Source organism: Achromobacter sp. D7-1, assembly GCF_059760445.1.
In genome coordinates this window covers 41,328-57,672 of sequence record NZ_JCBAMT010000020.1, presented here as the reverse complement: position 1 = coordinate 57,672, position 16,345 = coordinate 41,328, and the positions used below count along the sequence as shown (strand labels likewise).

General features: G+C 63.4%; 10 protein-coding genes. 1 reads left to right on the top strand and 9 read right to left on the bottom strand.

The window, feature by feature from the left end:
- The 9 genes from AC6LKD_RS11420 to AC6LKD_RS11380 all read right to left on the bottom strand — a co-directional run bounded on the left by AC6LKD_RS11420 (position 1) and on the right by AC6LKD_RS11380 (position 12,792).
- Positions 1-501 (bottom strand): hypothetical protein, encoded by a 501-nt coding sequence (locus AC6LKD_RS11420; protein ID WP_013391768.1) that lies wholly within the window; start codon positions 499-501, stop codon positions 1-3.
- Positions 502-509: 8 nt separating this feature from the next.
- On the bottom strand, positions 510-1,544 hold the full coding sequence (locus tag AC6LKD_RS11415; RefSeq protein ID WP_498116238.1) for a hypothetical protein: 1,035 nt from the start codon (positions 1,542-1,544) through the stop codon (positions 510-512).
- A 28-nt stretch (positions 1,545-1,572) separates the two neighbouring features.
- On the bottom strand, positions 1,573-2,256 hold the full coding sequence (locus AC6LKD_RS11410; RefSeq protein ID WP_013391770.1) for a pilus assembly protein: 684 nt from the start codon (positions 2,254-2,256) through the stop codon (positions 1,573-1,575).
- Between the two features lie 24 nt (positions 2,257-2,280).
- Positions 2,281-4,542, bottom strand: coding sequence for a TcfC E-set like domain-containing protein (locus AC6LKD_RS11405; protein WP_013391771.1), 2,262 nt, complete (start codon positions 4,540-4,542; stop codon positions 2,281-2,283).
- Between the two features lie 68 nt (positions 4,543-4,610).
- Positions 4,611-5,138, bottom strand: a complete 528-nt coding sequence (locus tag AC6LKD_RS11400; RefSeq protein WP_013391772.1) for a CS1 type fimbrial major subunit — start codon at positions 5,136-5,138, stop codon at positions 4,611-4,613.
- 170 nt (positions 5,139-5,308) lie between these two features.
- On the bottom strand, positions 5,309-6,112 hold the full coding sequence (locus tag AC6LKD_RS11395) for a hypothetical protein (protein ID WP_148260581.1): 804 nt from the start codon (positions 6,110-6,112) through the stop codon (positions 5,309-5,311).
- A gap of 189 nt (positions 6,113-6,301) precedes the next feature.
- Positions 6,302-8,743: a hybrid sensor histidine kinase/response regulator gene (locus AC6LKD_RS11390; protein WP_498116237.1), complete on the bottom strand. Its 2,442-nt coding sequence runs from the start codon at positions 8,741-8,743 to the stop codon at positions 6,302-6,304.
- A gap of 34 nt (positions 8,744-8,777) precedes the next feature.
- Positions 8,778-10,010 (bottom strand): EAL domain-containing response regulator, encoded by a 1,233-nt coding sequence (locus AC6LKD_RS11385; protein WP_013391775.1) that lies wholly within the window; start codon positions 10,008-10,010, stop codon positions 8,778-8,780.
- Between the two features lie 7 nt (positions 10,011-10,017).
- A complete protein-coding gene (locus tag AC6LKD_RS11380) occupies positions 10,018-12,792 on the bottom strand; it encodes an ATP-binding protein (RefSeq protein ID WP_498116235.1) in 2,775 nt (924 codons plus the stop codon).
- A 516-nt stretch (positions 12,793-13,308) separates the two neighbouring features.
- Between AC6LKD_RS11380 and AC6LKD_RS11375 the strand changes: the two genes are divergently transcribed.
- Positions 13,309-16,305, top strand: a complete 2,997-nt coding sequence (locus AC6LKD_RS11375; protein WP_013391777.1) for an autotransporter family protein — start codon at positions 13,309-13,311, stop codon at positions 16,303-16,305.
- Positions 16,306-16,345: the final 40 nt, after the last annotated feature.

Below are 16,345 nucleotides of genomic sequence, written 5' to 3'. Positions count from 1 at the left end.
TCAAGGCTGAGCGTGCTCGGCGATCTGATAGATCAGAACGCCGTACGCCATGTTGATGATCAGGGGCGCGCTGCCATCGGCCTCGCCGCCGTTCAGAATCACCCGCTCCCTGGGCCGGAAGGTGATGCGCCAGACTTGCGTGCGGGCAGGCGCATGCAAGACGCGCACGCTCATCCGGTACTTTTGTCCCGGCGCCAGAATCAGGCGCTTAGGGGTGACCAGCAAGCTGGGTCGCTCTGTTTCGCCAACTGGCGCCAGCACCTCCGGCGTCAATCCGGGATTGAGGAGCAGATGCTGTTCCACATCCAGATAGAGGGGGCTGTCGCCACGGTTTTCCGCCAGCAGTTCGCTCGGCGCTCGACCGGGTTCCAGGCGCAGTTCCGCTCTCGGCAGGTGCAGGATGCCGGCCCCCTGGCCGTGCTGGGGCCAGAGCAGGACGAGTGCTGCGACGACAAACGCGGTGCGGCGGGCGAATTGCCGGGGAAAGACATGAACGCTCATGGCATGAGCTAAGGCCGTGCGACGACCGTGAAGGTGAGCACGTCGCTGTAGTCGCCTTCCTTCGCCGCCTTGGGCGTGTCAGCCGTGAACGTGGGGATGAAGCAGTCGCGTCCGCTGTTGCCCAAGGCGGAAACCATGTTGCTGGTGTTGGGCAGCGCGACCTGGGTACTGGTCGTCGCGTTCCGCAGCACGACTCGGTACGGCACTGTGTCGGAAGGCGAGGTCAGGTGCTTGAGTTGGTACCAGCCATTGCCCGACAGGCCGTTCTGGTTGGTCGCGTTGATGGCGTAGCGCAATCCTGTCCATTTGAGGTGGTCGTAGGTGAAGCACAATTCTTCGCCGGCGCCAGAAAATGGCCTTTCCGCAGGCGCTCCGGGCAGCAACTCTCCGAGGTTCCAGTCCGGCGCGGTCATGTGGATCTTGGGAGCCACAGGTGGGGGCGGAATCTTCGGATCGGTGATGATATTGCAGTTGCCCGTTGCGCTGTCTGCGCCGATATAGGCCAGTCCGGTTATTTCGACGATGTCGTTCTTTTGCGTGACATTCGCTGCTCTTACCCCAATGGCAGGCCACGGTGCAAGGTGCTTGTTATCGACAACGACCGTTACCCGCACGACTCTCGCGGATGTATCGCGCCAGATCGTGGCGTAACGGGGATCACCGTTATCGTAGACCATGTAGTCAATGCCGCTTGTTTTCCCCCAGTCCCGAACGCCATCCATGTAGACAGCACTGGCATAGTGACCAGACTGCTGCAGTTTGCCATCTTTCTCATAGGTGTATATAAGGATTCCTCGGCTCAGGAACGGCCCGCTATGCCTGCCTAGGTGACCTTGAATGTTCTTATAGCTGATGGTCACGCCCAGCGTGCTGGTGCCATTGCCATTGTTTTGGTAGGTGCAATCGCTATAGCCGTTGCTCAGGTCGCTGTAGTAGATGCCCCGCCATGCCAAGGCGTCACTACTGGAGATCATCGCGCTTGTTGCCAGTACGGCAGCAACTGGTCGCGGCATCATCCATCCTTTGAAATTCGGCAATCTCATGGTTGGTCCCTCGTACATTGCGCCATGCTCATCCGCGGCAATCGAAACCCTGCGGCGCATCGCCGATCAGCATCGTGAGCTTCTTGCCCTCGAAACGCCGCGACGCGCCAGGAAACAACACCACCCGGTTCTGCTCCAGCCTGCGGTCAGACGATGCGATATCCGCAAGGACCAGCGACACATTGCCGGTATTCTCCAGCCTCACACCCGCGTCTTCGCAGCGATACGACCAGCCCGACCGTTGCTGACCTGGAGGAGGCATGTGCTGGACCAGCACGCCATAACCTATGGAAACTGACATGGGCGCGCTGATCTTGTCCTGGGGCGCCTCTTCGACCTGCATCGCCCTCACTGGCACGACGTACAGGCGGTACATCTCTTCCGCGGTGGGCACGGATAGCGACTTCAGGCTGATCGCGCGGCTTTGGCCCGGCCCCAGCGTCAATTTGTCCGGACTGGCGAGCAGGCCGGGATGCTCGAGCTGGCTCAGCGGCACCTGCTCCTCGGGGTCGAAGCCGGGATTCTTCACCTTCTGCAGCGTGGCCGACAGGTAGAGCGGCGCGTCGCCAACGTTCTTGACGGTGACGCCGTAGTCGTGGCCGTTGAAGACCTTGATCCGGGCCGGCATCACCAGCAGCTCGCCTTCGGCTTGCGCCGGCGGCGCGGCCAGCAGCATCGAAGCGAATAGCGTGAGCAGGGTCTTGCGTGGCATCGTGGTTCCTTGTCGGATGTCCGATTATTGGCAGCGGTAGTAGCTGCCGTTGATGGCGTTGCCGAGGTCGCAGGTGTAGTTCCTGCCGGGCTGCCGCAGCGTGATCTTGGTAAGCACCGTCTTGCTGGCGATGGAGAACAGTCCGTTGGGGTACGCCGTGTCGCCAGTTTCCTGGATGGTTCCGCCCAGGGGCTTGCCGGACGGATCCATCAGGATGCCGCTGTAGACCATGTTGATCGCCACCTTGGCTTGCGCCGCATACACCTGGCCAGGATGGGCGCGCACGACGTTGGCAGGGACTTCGATACTCATGTCCATGTGCTCGCTGTTGCTCAGGACGCGGGCGAAGGGAACGTCGCGGTATTGGCCTAGCGGTACGGCGTAGGTGCCGCCGCCGCCCACCGGATGGCCTTCCACGCTGAATCCGTAGGCGGTGCCGTCGATGGCGGGCGTGTCCAGCAGCATGGCGCTGCCGCTGCTGCTGTAGCGTCCTACCGCTATGCCCTTGGCGCTGGCCGCCAGCATGCCGCGGTAGTTGAAATCCGCGTTGCTGCCGAAGTCGCTGTGGCCCAGGTTGAGGGAGGTATCGCCACGAGTGCCGGAGCGGCTGCCGTAAATGTTGACGCTGTTGCTTGTGCTGCTCCGGTTGACCGTGACGCCAGCCATCGAGGTGCCGTAGCTGTCCTCGAAATCCTTGCGATAGTCGCCGCTGAGTTGCGTTTCGCCGCCCTGGCGGGCAGCGCGGAAGCTGGCTTGCGTCTTGTCCAGGGTCCAGCTCATGTTGAAGTACACGGCGTAGCCGTCGTCGCCCCGACCGTACCCGCCCTTTTGCACGCCCAGGGAAAAGGTCGACCACAGGCCGTTGGGGCGGTAGTGCCAGCGTGCTTCGGCTTGCTGTATTTCGCCGCGGCTGTGCTTGTTGTAGTTATAGCCCAGCATGACATCGCCCACGCTTCTGCTGTATGAAAAGCTGGTGCTGGGCGCGCCCCAATAGAAGCGCGATACGTCTGAAATCTGATAGCGGCTGGCCGAGAGGCTGCCCAGCAAGGGATCGTTCATCGACAGGTTGAAATAGCCGCCCGCGCCGCGTTCGCCGCCTAGGACGCCCACTGTGGGAGTGAGGTCAGCCGTGCCGATGCGGGAGGGGCGCGTGATGTTCAGTTCGCCCGCCCAGCGGGACTGGTCGCCGCTGATGAACGAGGCGTTCAGGTAGAACTGGCTCAGGTTGCGGCTGACGGCAGCTTGAAGCAGCTGGCCGCCTGCGCCCATTTCCTTGCCCGCGGTCATGTGCCAGGAATTGCCGCCACCGCCGTTGAAGTTCAGGTTGTTGATGTCGCGAGTTTCGCGGTTGATCAGATTGCCGTTGCGGTCCACCAGCCGGATCTCCACCGGGTAGTAGCCGCCAGGCAGGTCGATGAAGCTGATTTCATTGCGGCCGAGTATGGCGGGCCGCTTCAGGATGAGACGTCCGTTGCGGTAGAACTCGTAGTTTCCTTCGGCGGTGGAATACAGCACCAGCGAACCCGTATCGCGGTCGGCCCGCAAATGGTTCTGGCTGCCGATGGTGACGAACTGATCGAAGCTGGGCGACAGCATCGTGCTGACCGAGCCCGAGGCGTAGTCGAGGCTGTTCTGCTTGCCTGCCCGCACGTAGGTGCTGTGAAAATTCTTCTGCAGGAAGTAAGAGGAGATCCCTTGATCGCCATTGCTGCGGCCGCGCATGCGGTTGCGGCTGCCGTACCAGCTCATGTAGCCGAAGCTGCGCAGCGGCAGGCCCAGCCATGTCGTGCCGCTGACGTTCATGGCGCGATAGCTGTCGGAGGATCCGCGCAAGTCCAGCGACTGATTGTTGATCAGCCCCCAGGTGGTCGCGGGAGACAGGTAGTCGTCGCGCGAGCTTCTGATCTGCAATGTGCGGCGGATCTTGTCGATGGTGACGTAGTGCTCCGCCACGCGCAGGTCGCAGCCGTTGATGCATTGCTTGTAGTCGATCGTGGAAACCACCCGGCGGATGGCTTCTATTTCTTCCTCCGTCACGCCGTTTTCCGCGTACTTGACGGGATCGAACGCGAGTCGGTTCTGTTCCAAAGAATAGGCAATCAATCCCGGCAGCGTCCTGCCGTTGAAGCTGGACACGTAGCTTGCGCTGTTGTCCATTTCAACCGCGCTGAAGCCTTCCGGGATGCCGTAGGAAATCTTCACTTGCGCGAAGGCCTGGGTGGAGGACGCAGCAAGAACGCACGGCAGGATTTTTTTGAGGCAAAAGGAAACCCAATGAGCGTGCATGCCCTGCAGTCCAAAAGGGGAAGGAAGAGCCCCGGACGGGGCCTTGGAGAAAGGTGCTCGAGCGAGGCTTAAGGGGCCGGTTCGAAGACCATGACCAGATTGCCGCTGTAGCTGCCGTTGGGGGTCTGGCCGTTGGTTTGCTGGGGGCTATCTACACTGATTTCCAGATTGTGGATTTCGTCGTAGCCACCGTTGCCCTGCACGACCTGGGAAATCTTGTTGGGTTTGTCGTATTCCAGGACTTGGTCGCCTGCGGCGTGGGTCAAGATCACCTGTGCGTTGGTCATCTCGAGGTGTCCGTTGGACATTTTCAGAGGTTGGGCGAGCTTGACGTTAATCCCAGGGGCCTTCGAAAATATGCGGATCGGCAGCGTCTTGGAGAATGTCAGCTGCCTGTAGTCTGCCGGTTCGAGCTCCTCGGTGCCGTACCAGGTGGAGCCGTCGGGCTTGGACACGAAAATCGCGTCGTTGATCTGGGCCGTCAGGGTGATGCTCTTGGTGACGCTTTTGCTTGTCTCCGCAGGGGTAGCCGCATGCGCCATGCCGGCAAACGCGCCGGCCAATCCCATCACGATCAGGATCTTGTTCAGTTTCATATGAAAACCTGGAGTTGATGTTGAATGAATGCCTTCGAAGGTTGTTGAAGGCGGGGCTGTGTAGCGGACGCCTCGTGTGCGTCCGACCCCATGCATCATCCTTGTTCAACGCTGCCCCAGGGCTGAGAAATTTCTTGTTCTGATGCCGAGGAATTCCAGCTCATGCGCGCCTATCGCGCACGGCCCCCCACCTTGAAGTCCCGCCATCGGTCGCCTCCCATCGTCAGCAGCAATTCCAGGCTGTCCGCGCCGATGCGGGTGGACAGCAGATCTCCCTGGAACGTCAGGTTGGGAAACGACCGCATCCAATGAAAATCGGTGGCGTCGTTGATGCCCATCACCAGCACTGGCAGCTTGAACGCCTGCGCGCGCTGCAAAAGCGTGAAGAACCTTCCATGCAGCATGGGATGCGTCGAGAGCCGCTCGGGGATCTTCAGGTGCAGGCCCACGACGCGCAGCACGCCGTGCGGGACCGGCCGACCTTCTACCAGCGTCGGGCTGATCCTTACCCTCAAGCCGGTATTGAAATCGTGCCGGCTCTTGTGGAGTTCGGCATCCGGCAGCAGATCCCATGTCATGGGGATGTTGAGCGTGACCAGCGATGCCGGATAGCTCGGACCCGTCGCGCCGTCTTCGGCTTGGCCGGACTGCAAGCGCAGGTGGTTTTTATCCAGCGCCAGGTTCAGCTCCGCGCACAGGCTCTGCGCCGACCAAGGGAAGCCGGCGGTATCGCGCGCATAGGTGAGTGACAGAGGTATGCCTTGATTGCCCTGCCGGAAGAGGTGTAGCGCGTGCTGGAGTTCGTGCTCGGCGGGATGGCTGTCGAGTCGTGGGAATGATTGGTCTGGCGGCAGATCGGGCAATGCGTATTCGCATACCCGGCCATCTGCGGAAAAGACGGGTTGATAACCGGCTTGTGCCGATGATCGAAATGCTGGGCGGGAATCGGCTCCGCCGCCGGGAAGAGATTCCATTGTTTTGGGCGCAGGTCAGCGCGCTGCCGGCCAGGATGGCGACGACGTGTGTGCGCATGGCATGCATTCTGTTTTTCAGCGTGTGATTCTAGAAATCACTGGGAGTGGGGGCCATGGGAATATTCTTAATTGCTTCGAATGGCATGCATCCGATCCCGCCGCCGTTGCAGAAATTCGGCGCTGGATGGGTCAACCGTTGCTTTCTTTCGCGATTTCTCGCATCTTGCCGCGCAGCTGCGCGATGAGCGCGGCGAGCTGCTGGGGCATCGTGCCGCCCACGCCCTCCTTGCGCAGCAGGGCGGAAAGATCTTCCGCCAGGTTCAGCAGAGGGGCCATGTGCACGGCGGCCAGCCCCCCGCGTATCCGGTGCAGCAAGGCGCGGACATCCGTGCTGTCGCCGTTCTTCATCGCGGTTTCCAGACGCACGAGATCCTTATCCATGGTTTCCAGAAAGATGGCCTTGTATTTGGCGGGGACCCCTGGCGTGCCGGTCCGTGGCGATTCCGTTGCAATCCGCGGCGTCGCGGCCGGGATCTCGGGCTTGCGGGGAGCGGCGGCGTATGCCTGGAGCCGCTGCCTGAGCGCACGCAAGCCTATGGGCTTGGCGAGCCAGCCGTTCATGCCGGCCGCCTCGCACCGCTGTTCCTCCGCATGGGTCGCGCTCATGACCAGGGCAATGATGGGAGCTATGGCGCCCTGGGCGCGCAGGGCCCTGGCGAGCGCATAGCCGCTCATGCCGGGCATGTCTGCATCCGTCATGACCAGATCGAAGGGACGTATGTTCCACAATGCCAGTCCTTCGGCTCCGTCCGCCGCGAGCGTGATGTGGCAACCCAGGCGCATGAGCTGGTCGTGCAGCGTGGCCCGGTTGATGAGATTGCCCTCCACGACCAGGATCCGAAGATTGAGGAGGCCATGGATCGGTGACAGGGTGTCTGGCCCTGGACCGGACTCGCCCCGCATCAGATTCTGCACGGCATAGCCTATCTGGCGCGCGGAATGGCGGTCCACCAGGGCGGCGCTGCCGCCGCTGCCCGCGGTCCCCGCTACGATGCGCGGGCCTTTCCATGGCGCATGTTCGGCATTCTTGTCCAACGCCAGGTCGATCAGCATGCCGTCCCCGTCGCCGGTAGCGACGATGCCGGCAGGCACTGTCCTCGACTGGGCGCCCCAGTGCCGCAGCCATTGGGCCACGCTCTCGCCCGCTTCCTTGCGCGCGCAGCGCACCAGCACGTGCAGGCCCTGCAACTGGGGGGCCGCGCCGGAGGGTTCGTCCGCCTGTTCCAGCACGAAGGAAACGGAAAAGCTGCTGCCCAGCCCCGGTTCGCTGATGACTTGGATACGGGTCCCCATGAACGCCGCCAGGCGGGCGCACAGGAACAGGCCCAGGCCGAGGCCCGCGCCGCGCTCAGCCCGAGGGCCGGCGCCGGCCTGATGGAAAGGCTTAAACAGCATGGCCTGTTCGGACGGGGAGATGCCGATGCCGCTATCGGCAATCTGCAGGTCTAGACGTACTCTGGCGTCGGGCATTGCCTGGGCTCGCAGCCTGGCGACGACGTGACCGGAATCCGTGAACTTGATGGCGTTGCTCAGCAGATTGCTCAGGATTTGCCGGATGCGGCCGGCGTCGCCGTGGACGCAATCCGGCACCGCGGTGTCCAGGCAGCCGTAGATGATCAGTCCCTTCTGTTCGGCCATCGGGGCATGGGCCGCCAGCGTGCTTTCGACCAGCTCGCGCGGGTCGAACGCGCCGGCCTCCCGGGCGAACTGGCCGGACTCTATCCTGGCGATGTCGAGCAGGTCGCCGATGAGCTGTTCGAGTACGAGGGAGGCGTTCTGGATGCGGCCGACGTGCTGCCGTTGCTCCGCGTCAAGTGCGGTCATGCCCAGCACTTCGAGAGTACCCAGCAGCCCGTACAGCGGCGCGCGGATCTCGCGGGTGATGTTGGACAGGATACCGGCCCCGGATTCGTGGACCTTATCGGCCTGGGCCTTGGCGAGGCCAAGCAGATGCTCCATCTCGGCGCGCGCGCTGGTGTCGGCGAAGGCGCACAGCACCACATCCTGCCTGCGGTACTGCGTGGGGGCATAGGCTACCGCCAGCGAGCGGCCGTCATGGGCGTTGAACGCCTCGATGTTGCCTGGCTCCGTTGCAACCAGGGCTTGCTGCAACAGGCGTCTGGCATCGGGCGTATCCGGCAGAGCCTGGCCAGCGCCCGCTCCCAGCCATTGCAGCGCCAGGGCGTTGCTGAAGACCAGCCGGCCGTTGGCGCGGGAGAGCGCGCATAGCGCGCAGGGCACCGTGGCGAGCATCGTCCGGCTGAGCGCCTCGCATTCGGCGAGCGCCTGCCGCGCCGCATTCGCTGGTTGGACGACGCAACGGCTGCACCAGTACCAGAAGATGGCGCACACATAGAGTCCGGCCGCGAGCAGCAGCAAGGCGTAGGCGAAAAGCCAGGCATTAGTGTGCACGAGCGTCGGGAGGTCGAGCCTCAGCAATTCTGCATGCCGCCGCTGGACTTGTTGTTGTCCACAGTAGAGCGCGGCGGCGCAGAGCAGGGCGAGGGGAAGGGCGCAGAGGAACGCGATACTCAGGCGGCGCAGGCCGCGGCTTTTCTTCTTCAGCGGCATATCCAGTGTTGGAGTGGTGACGGCAGGCCCAGCCTTAGTGGGGCGGGGACAGAGGGGTGAAATAGGAACTGGGCTCGTAGGCCAGCAACTCGCAGAAGGTCGCGACATTGACCGCGGCGGAGATCAGGAATCCTTGAGCGACATCGCAGCCGATACGCCGCAGCAATTGCAGATCCTCCAGCGTTTCCACGCCCTCGGCCGTTACTTGCAGGCCGAGTTGCCGTCCCAGTTGGATAGAGGCCACCAGGGCGGCCGCCAGTACCTCGTCCGTTGCGGCGCCGCTGACGAACGCACGATCGATCTTCACCTCGGTGAAGGGCGTGGAGATGAGGCTGTACATTGAGCTGTAGCCCTTGCCGAAGTCATCCTGCGACAGGCCGAAACCCTTCAGGCGCAGGCGGCTTGCCCCCATGTGGAATTGGCCCGCGAGTGTCGGCATCGCGTCTTCCAGCAGTTCGAAGGTCACGTCCGAGGCGGGAACGCCCAGCCGGGCGACCATGGCATGGAGTTCGTCTGGCAGTTGCGGAAGGTCCAGCAGGCTGGCGGAAAGATTGATCGAAATGGGGATGCGGTGGCCCCGCTCGCGCCAGATGGAATAGGCTTTCAGGCCATCGTCCAGCATGCGCAGGAGCAGTTCGTGATCCATGTCGTAGGCGCGCAGCGACGCCAGGAACGAGGACGGCAGCATCAGGCCCAGCTCCCTGTGTTGCCAGCGGACCAGCGCCTCGGCGCCGACGATGTTGCCGGAGACGAGTGATTTCTTCGGTTGGAACCAGGCGTGGATGCTGCCGTCGCGCAGCGCGCTTTCAAGCAGGCGCCGATCAAGCAGCGGCCGGGCGGGGTTGGCGCAGGCGTGGGGCTGCGCGGGTGGCTGCGCGAGCGGCTTTCTCAACAGGCCCACCGCGAGGCTGCCGATCTGCTCCTGGGTCACGGGCTTGATGAATGTGCCCAGCACGGCGAACCCACGCTCTTTTGCCATGAGGCCGATGCTGTTGCTCATGCGGCGGGAACATCCCGTGACGATCGCCAGTATCGGATTCAGATTGCGACAAGCGAGTTCATGGATGAACTGCGCGCCGTCCATGCCGGGCATGTCTACGTCCATGAGCACCAGCTGATGGCCTTCCCTTCGTATCCGCTCCAGGGCATCTTGCGCGTCCAGCGTCGTGTCGACGTGCACGAAGCCCGCCTCTTCGAGCATGTCTTTCAGCAGGACGCACTGGTAGGCGTGATCGTCCAGTACCAGTACCTTGAGTTTGGACAGCATTTTGTTTTCAGCCTTCTGCGTATGCATGCAGGGTTGCGGTCAGGGCCAGGATGGGCAGGGGTTTCAGCAACACCTGGTTCATTCCGGCTTCCAGCCCCTTGGTGATGGTTTCGGGCGCCGCGCTGGCGGTCACGCCCAGTATGGTTCCCTGGTAGCCGAGCTCGCGCAGGGCGCGCGCCAGTTCGTAGCCATCCAGGATCGGCATGTTGATATCGGTGATGACGGCGTCGAATTTGTCAGGGTCCCAGCGCTGCAACGCCTCGCGGCCATTGAAGACGATGGTGGCCGAACACCCCAGATGTTCGAGCTGCTCCCGCAGGATGAGCTGGTTGATCGCGTTGTCTTCCACCACCAGGATCCGTTGTCCCAGCGACAGGCGTGGCGCGCAGGGAGGGGGCAGCAAGGTCTGTTCGCGGCCGTGCTGGGCCATCCCTACCGCCACGCCGATGCTGAACGGATTGCCCTGGCTCGCGATGCCGAGGCGGCCGCCGCGCGCTGCGATGGAAGCATGGTCCGCGCCTGGGACGAGCACGCGGACCTTGCTTCCGGTCCAGGACGCCTCAGACTGTCCGGGCGGCCAGGTCTGCAGCAGGACGGCGTTGTCGGCTTCCGGCACATGGCCCTGTCCTCGATACGGTATGGCAATGGCGCCCCATTTGTTCAGCCATGCGCATGCATTCGCCACGACCTCGGGAATGGCGCCGCTGACGTAGACGGCGCTGCGCCGCAGCTGTATGGGCGATGCCGGTTCCATTTCGGTCACATCCAGCGTGATGGCGAATGTGATGCTGGTACCCAGGCCGACCTCGCTGACCAGGGACAGGCTGCCGCCCATCAGATCGACCAGGCGCCGGCTGATGGCCAGGCCCAGACCGGTGCCGGCCGCGTCCTGGACCTGGCCGGAATGCGCCCGGAAATAGGGTTCAAACAGCTGGGTTTGCGATTCCGCGCGTATGCCCACGCCGGTATCCGCGACCTGGAAGCGCAGCGTCGCCTTGCCCGCTGCGACCGCGCTTGTGGTCGCACGCAGCACGACGCGGCCCGCCTCGGTGAATTTGACGGAGTTGCTCACCAGGTTGTTGAGGATCTGCTGCAGCCTGGTCGGGTCTCCCCGCACCATTGCCGGCATGCCGGTGCCGGCGATCGCAAATATCTGCAGTCCCTTGCCCTGGGCGCGGGCGGCATAATTGGCCACGACGCCTTCCAGCATCTCCGTGGGGGAGAACTCCGACAGGATCAGGTCCTCGTGGCCGGCCTCCATGCGTGACAGGTCCAGCGTGTCGTTGATGGTGCGCAACAAGGTCGAGGACGACTGCTGCATGGTGTGCAGGTATTGCTGCTGCTGGGTCGTCATGGGCGTGAGCGCGAGCAGCTCGAGCGTGCCGAGAATGCCGTACAGCGGTGTGCGGATTTCGTGGCTGATCGTGGCGAAGAACAAGGTCTTCGCGTCGTTCGCCTGATCGGCGGCCTGCTTGGCATTGCGCAGGGTGCGCTCCACTTCCTTCTGGGCGGAAATGTCGCTGATGGCGCATATCACCACATTCTCGGATTGGTAGTTGGTCGCGGCGTACGTCAGGCTGACCGTGCGCCCGTCGCCGAGCTGATATTCGTGCCGGCCGGTCTGGTCGCCTGCGGCGCGCGTGTCTTCACGCCAGCTGTCGTGCGCATCCAGCAGATGGCGCGCGGCCTCGTTCGATATGACCTGGGTGCCGTCGGCGGGGCGGACCAGGCTGAGTCCGATCGGTGCGACTTCGATGATCTTCCGGTTCAAGGCGAGGCTATCGATGAGCGCCGTCTGATGCCTCATCGCCGGCGAAACCAGTTTGTCCCTGATGTGGCGTACGCCCAGCAGGACCACCGCGCTCAAGCAGGCCGCGACGGCGCCGACGGCCCAGAGGGCGGATGCGCCATGCCGCAGCACATCCTGCGTCGGCACGTAGTAGATCAGCCGCCAGCCGGCCTCGCCGACGGCCTTGCTCAGCGCCAGGCTATGGGGCAGCCAGCTTTGGCCCTGGAAGCCGAAGGAATCGCGCGCCAGCCGTGCCGATATCGAGTTGCTGGCGGTCGGCTCGGATCCGCCTTGCAAAGCCACCCGGCTGTCGCTGTCGTAAAGCGCATAGCTTGCGCCGTCGCTGGCGTGCTCCGCAGCGATCACGGATGCGATGTCGTCAACCTCCAGCCCGACCCAGGTCTGCTCGCGCCCGGTCGTGTCCAGCGGGGTATAGAGAAACAGATGATCGTGGGAGTCCGTCAGGGGCCGGATCCAGACGACGGGCGCGCGGCCGTCCTCAGGATTCGGCGTGGCGTGGCGCGCGGCCAGGGTTTCGTAGAGCCACTTCTCGGTGTCCCTCGAGAGGGCGTGGCTGCTGCGCCGTGTGTCGTCCAACGCCAGATGCGTCGAGCCGGGTTCGGCCAGCGTGGTGTAGACAATGCGCGCATTGGCGGCCGCCACGTCCGCCCGATTGCGGCGGGTGAGGATCAGCGCCCACTCGTAGGCGTCCGCCCCGTTGGTCAGCGGGATCACGTTGATCTGTCCGGTCTGGCCGAAAGTCCTGGGTGTTTGCTGGGCCGGTATGCGGTCGGTGTTGCGTACCGACGAGCCGGCCACGGCCCGGAGCAGCGTTTCGCGCTGGTCGAAGAAGATCTGCGCCCGGTCGGCGGCGGCGTTCATGCGGCGGCGGTAACTGGAGACCTCGTCGCTGAAGGACCAATACATGGACAGCATCGTCCCGACGAGTATGCATGCCAGCAGCGCCATGGCGAGCAGGTGCAGCAGGATCATCGGCAATCTGCTTGCCGGCATGTATCCGTCGGGGAGGCTGGGGGCGGCCATCATGCAAGCGATGGTATGGGCCGGGCCGATCTGGACGGATAAGAAAATTCTGGAAGCTGGGCCGCGCATTGCGCCCTGCGCATACAGCCCGGCTATGTCAATTTGTTTCCCGAGTGCACTGAAAAGCCGCTGGAAGCATCTCTGGTTTACTTATCCGGATGGTATCCGTTTTAGAAAAATAATCAATTTGGATATTGTCCAATTTAATTAATTTTCAAAAATGGATGGTATCCAAGTTTGTTTATTTAATTATTGGATGGTATCCATATCATTGATTTAAATAATAAAGATGGTATCTATTAATTAATTTTTGGTATTGAAAAAAAAGGGGTATAAATTGCCTCCTTTTTTCGAGAAACATGTTTCGCCCATTTGGATTGCCCGGTTACTTAATAATACTTTTATAGCGATCCGGTAATGCCTTGGGTTTATCAAATTAATTAATCGACATAGGGAGGATTTACGTTGATACATGACACGAAGAAATGGCTGACGGCGACGCTCGCACTGAGCGCGTCCTACTGCGGTGGCGTCACGGCTGCGGACTTGACGGTGACGTCGGGCAATACGCAGGTGTTCGACGGCTCGGCCAATTTCCCCGGGGGGGTGGATGTCAACGGCGGCACGCTGGTGATCGGCGGCAACGGCGGCGGCTCGGGCGTCACGCTCGGCGGCAACGTCAATGCGAATTCGAACGGGACCGTCGCGGGCTTTGGCTCGATCAATGGCGATCTCAACGTATCCGGCGCGCGTGTGGCGCCCGGGTATGAAGTTGGCACGCCGACGGGGGTCTCCAACGGCAATCTGGTCGTCAACGGCAACCTGTCGATGAACAACGCCGTGTTCAATTTCGAGACCGGCTATGCGGGGCTGCCGATCACGCAACCCGGCACTGGCGACAACATCACCGTGCGCGGCAATGCCGCCATCAACAACACCACGCTGAACGTCACGGTCAATACCTTGGGCGTCAACGCCGGCTACTACCGGATCCTGTCGTATGGCGGCTCGATGAGCGGCAACGGCCTGACGCTGGGTTCGGTCTCGGGCGATTCCGCGCCTGCAGCCACCATCCAGAACCTGACCGGCGACAAGCAGATCAATCTCATCCTGGGCCCCAGCACCACCAACTTGTGGAACGGCAACGGCGCGGCATCCGCGACGCGGTCGGGCGGCGGCAACGGCACCTGGAGCGCGGCCGGCACGAACTGGAACAGCCCGAGCAATGCCACCGGCGCGCTGCCCGATGGTGGCTACGCGATCTTCACTGGCGCGGCCGGCACGGTGACCGTGGACGGCAGCGCAGGTCCGGTGCGCGTGTCGGGCATCCAGTTCGCCACCGACCGCTATCGCCTGCAGGGCGCGCCCATCACCCTGGTTGGCAGCGGCGGCAATCCGCCCGCAATCGTGGTCGGCGATGGCACCTATGCTTCGGGCCAATTCGTCGACACCATCGACAACCCCTTGCAAGGCACGCAGGGCTTCGTCAAGACCGGCCCGGGGTCGGTGATCCTGACGGCCGACAGTAGCGGCCTCACCGGTCCCATCCTGATCGCCGACGGCGCGCTGGAGATCGACGGCAAGCTGAACGGTCCGATGGACATCGGCCGCGAGGTCGTGCTGGCAGGTGTTGGCCAGGTGGGCAGCACCAATCTGTACCCCACCGCAGTCATCTCTCCCGGCAACGATGGCACGCCCATGGGCACGCTCACGGTCAACGGCAACCTGACCTTTGGCCAGAACACCATCTACCGCGTGCATGCCGATCCGGCCAGCACCCTCAGCGACCGCATCCACGTCACCGGCGTTGCCTATCTCGACGGCACCGTGGCGCACGTGGGTCCCGACGGCAACTACGCGCCGCGCACGACCTACAACATCCTGACGGCGGATGGCGGCATCCAGGGTCAGTTCACTGGCGCTTCGAGCGCTTATGCCTTCCTGACGCCCACGCTCAGCTATGACCCGAAGAATGCGTACATGACGCTGACGCGCAATGATGTGCCTATCGGCAGCATCGGCGGCTCGGGCAACGAGAGCAGCGTGGGCGGAGCGCTGGACAAAGAGGAACCGCCCGCGACGGGCAATGGTTCGTCTTCGACCAGCAACGGCTCTTCGTCGACGGGGAATGGTTCGTCTTCGACCGGCAACGGCTCTTCGTCGACGGGGAATGGTTCGTCTTCGACGGGCAACGGCTCTTCGTCGACGGGCGACGGTTCGTCTTCGACGGGTAACGGCTCCACGTCGACGGGCAACGGTTCGTCCTCGGCGGGCAATGGCTCGACCTCGACCGGCAACGGCTCGTCCAGCGCCGGCAACGAAACGCCGCCCACCGGCAGCGGCTCTTCCCTGGTCGACAGCGGCATCGCCGCGGGCAAGAACACAGGCGCCAGCCAGGTGGCTAATGCCGTGCTCGCCATGACTCCGAACGAAGCGCGATCGGCCCTGAGGATGCTCTCGGGCGAAGTCTACGGCAGCACCGCGAGCGTACTGCTGAGCCAGGGCGACACCGTGCGCACGCTGCCGCTCTCGCATCTGCGCGGCAACCTCGACGCGCCGGTGTTGGCCGGACGTCCCACCGCCCAACTGGGCGCCCCGTCGTCCGACGCCATGCCGCAAAGCGGCGCATCGCCGGTCTGGGCGCAAGCGTTCGGCAACTGGAGCAAGTTCGACGGCGACAGCAACGCGTCCAGCCTGAGCCAATCGTCGGGCGGCCTGTTCGTCGGCGGCGATGGCGCGGTGGGCGGCGGCTGGCGTTTGGGCGGCGCGGTCGGCTACATCGGCAGCCACAACTCGATCGACGACACGTCCTCGCGCACCAATGTCGACAGCTATACGGCGACCCTGTTCGGCGGGCGGAATTTCCAGGCCGGTCCCGGCCACATCCGCTTCATGGCCGGCGCGGCCTACACCTGGCATGACATCGACGCGAAACGCGACGTGGCGGCCGGCAGCCTGAACCAGCGGCTCGAGTCGTCGTATCACGCCTCGTCGACGCAGGTGTTCACCGAGCTCGGCTACAACCTGCCGCTGGGCGACGCCTACACCATCGAACCGTTTGCGGGCCTGGCGTGGAACCAGCTGCGCACGCGCGGCTTCGAGGAGTCCGGCGGCACGGCGGCCCTGCACGGGTCCAGCAATTCCGACGACGTGACCAGCACCACGCTGGGACTGCGTGGCTCTTGGGAGTTCGGTTCCGACCGCGCGCCTGGCCGCCTGACCGCGTCGCTGGGCTGGCGCCATGCCATGGGCGATGTGCAGCCCAAGCAGCAGTTGGCCTTCGAAGGCGGCAGCACGTTCTCGGTGACGGGCGTGCCGATCGCGCGCAACGCCGCGGTGTTGGGCCTGGGCGCCGAGATGGCCATCACGCGCAACACGACGGCGGGCATTGCCTATGATGCGCAGTTCGGCGGCGGCAACCGGCAGCAGTCGGGCGTGCTCAAGCTGGCCGTGCGCTTCTGATCAGGCGCCGACAGGCGCAGCAAGGGTCGCGTTCATGACG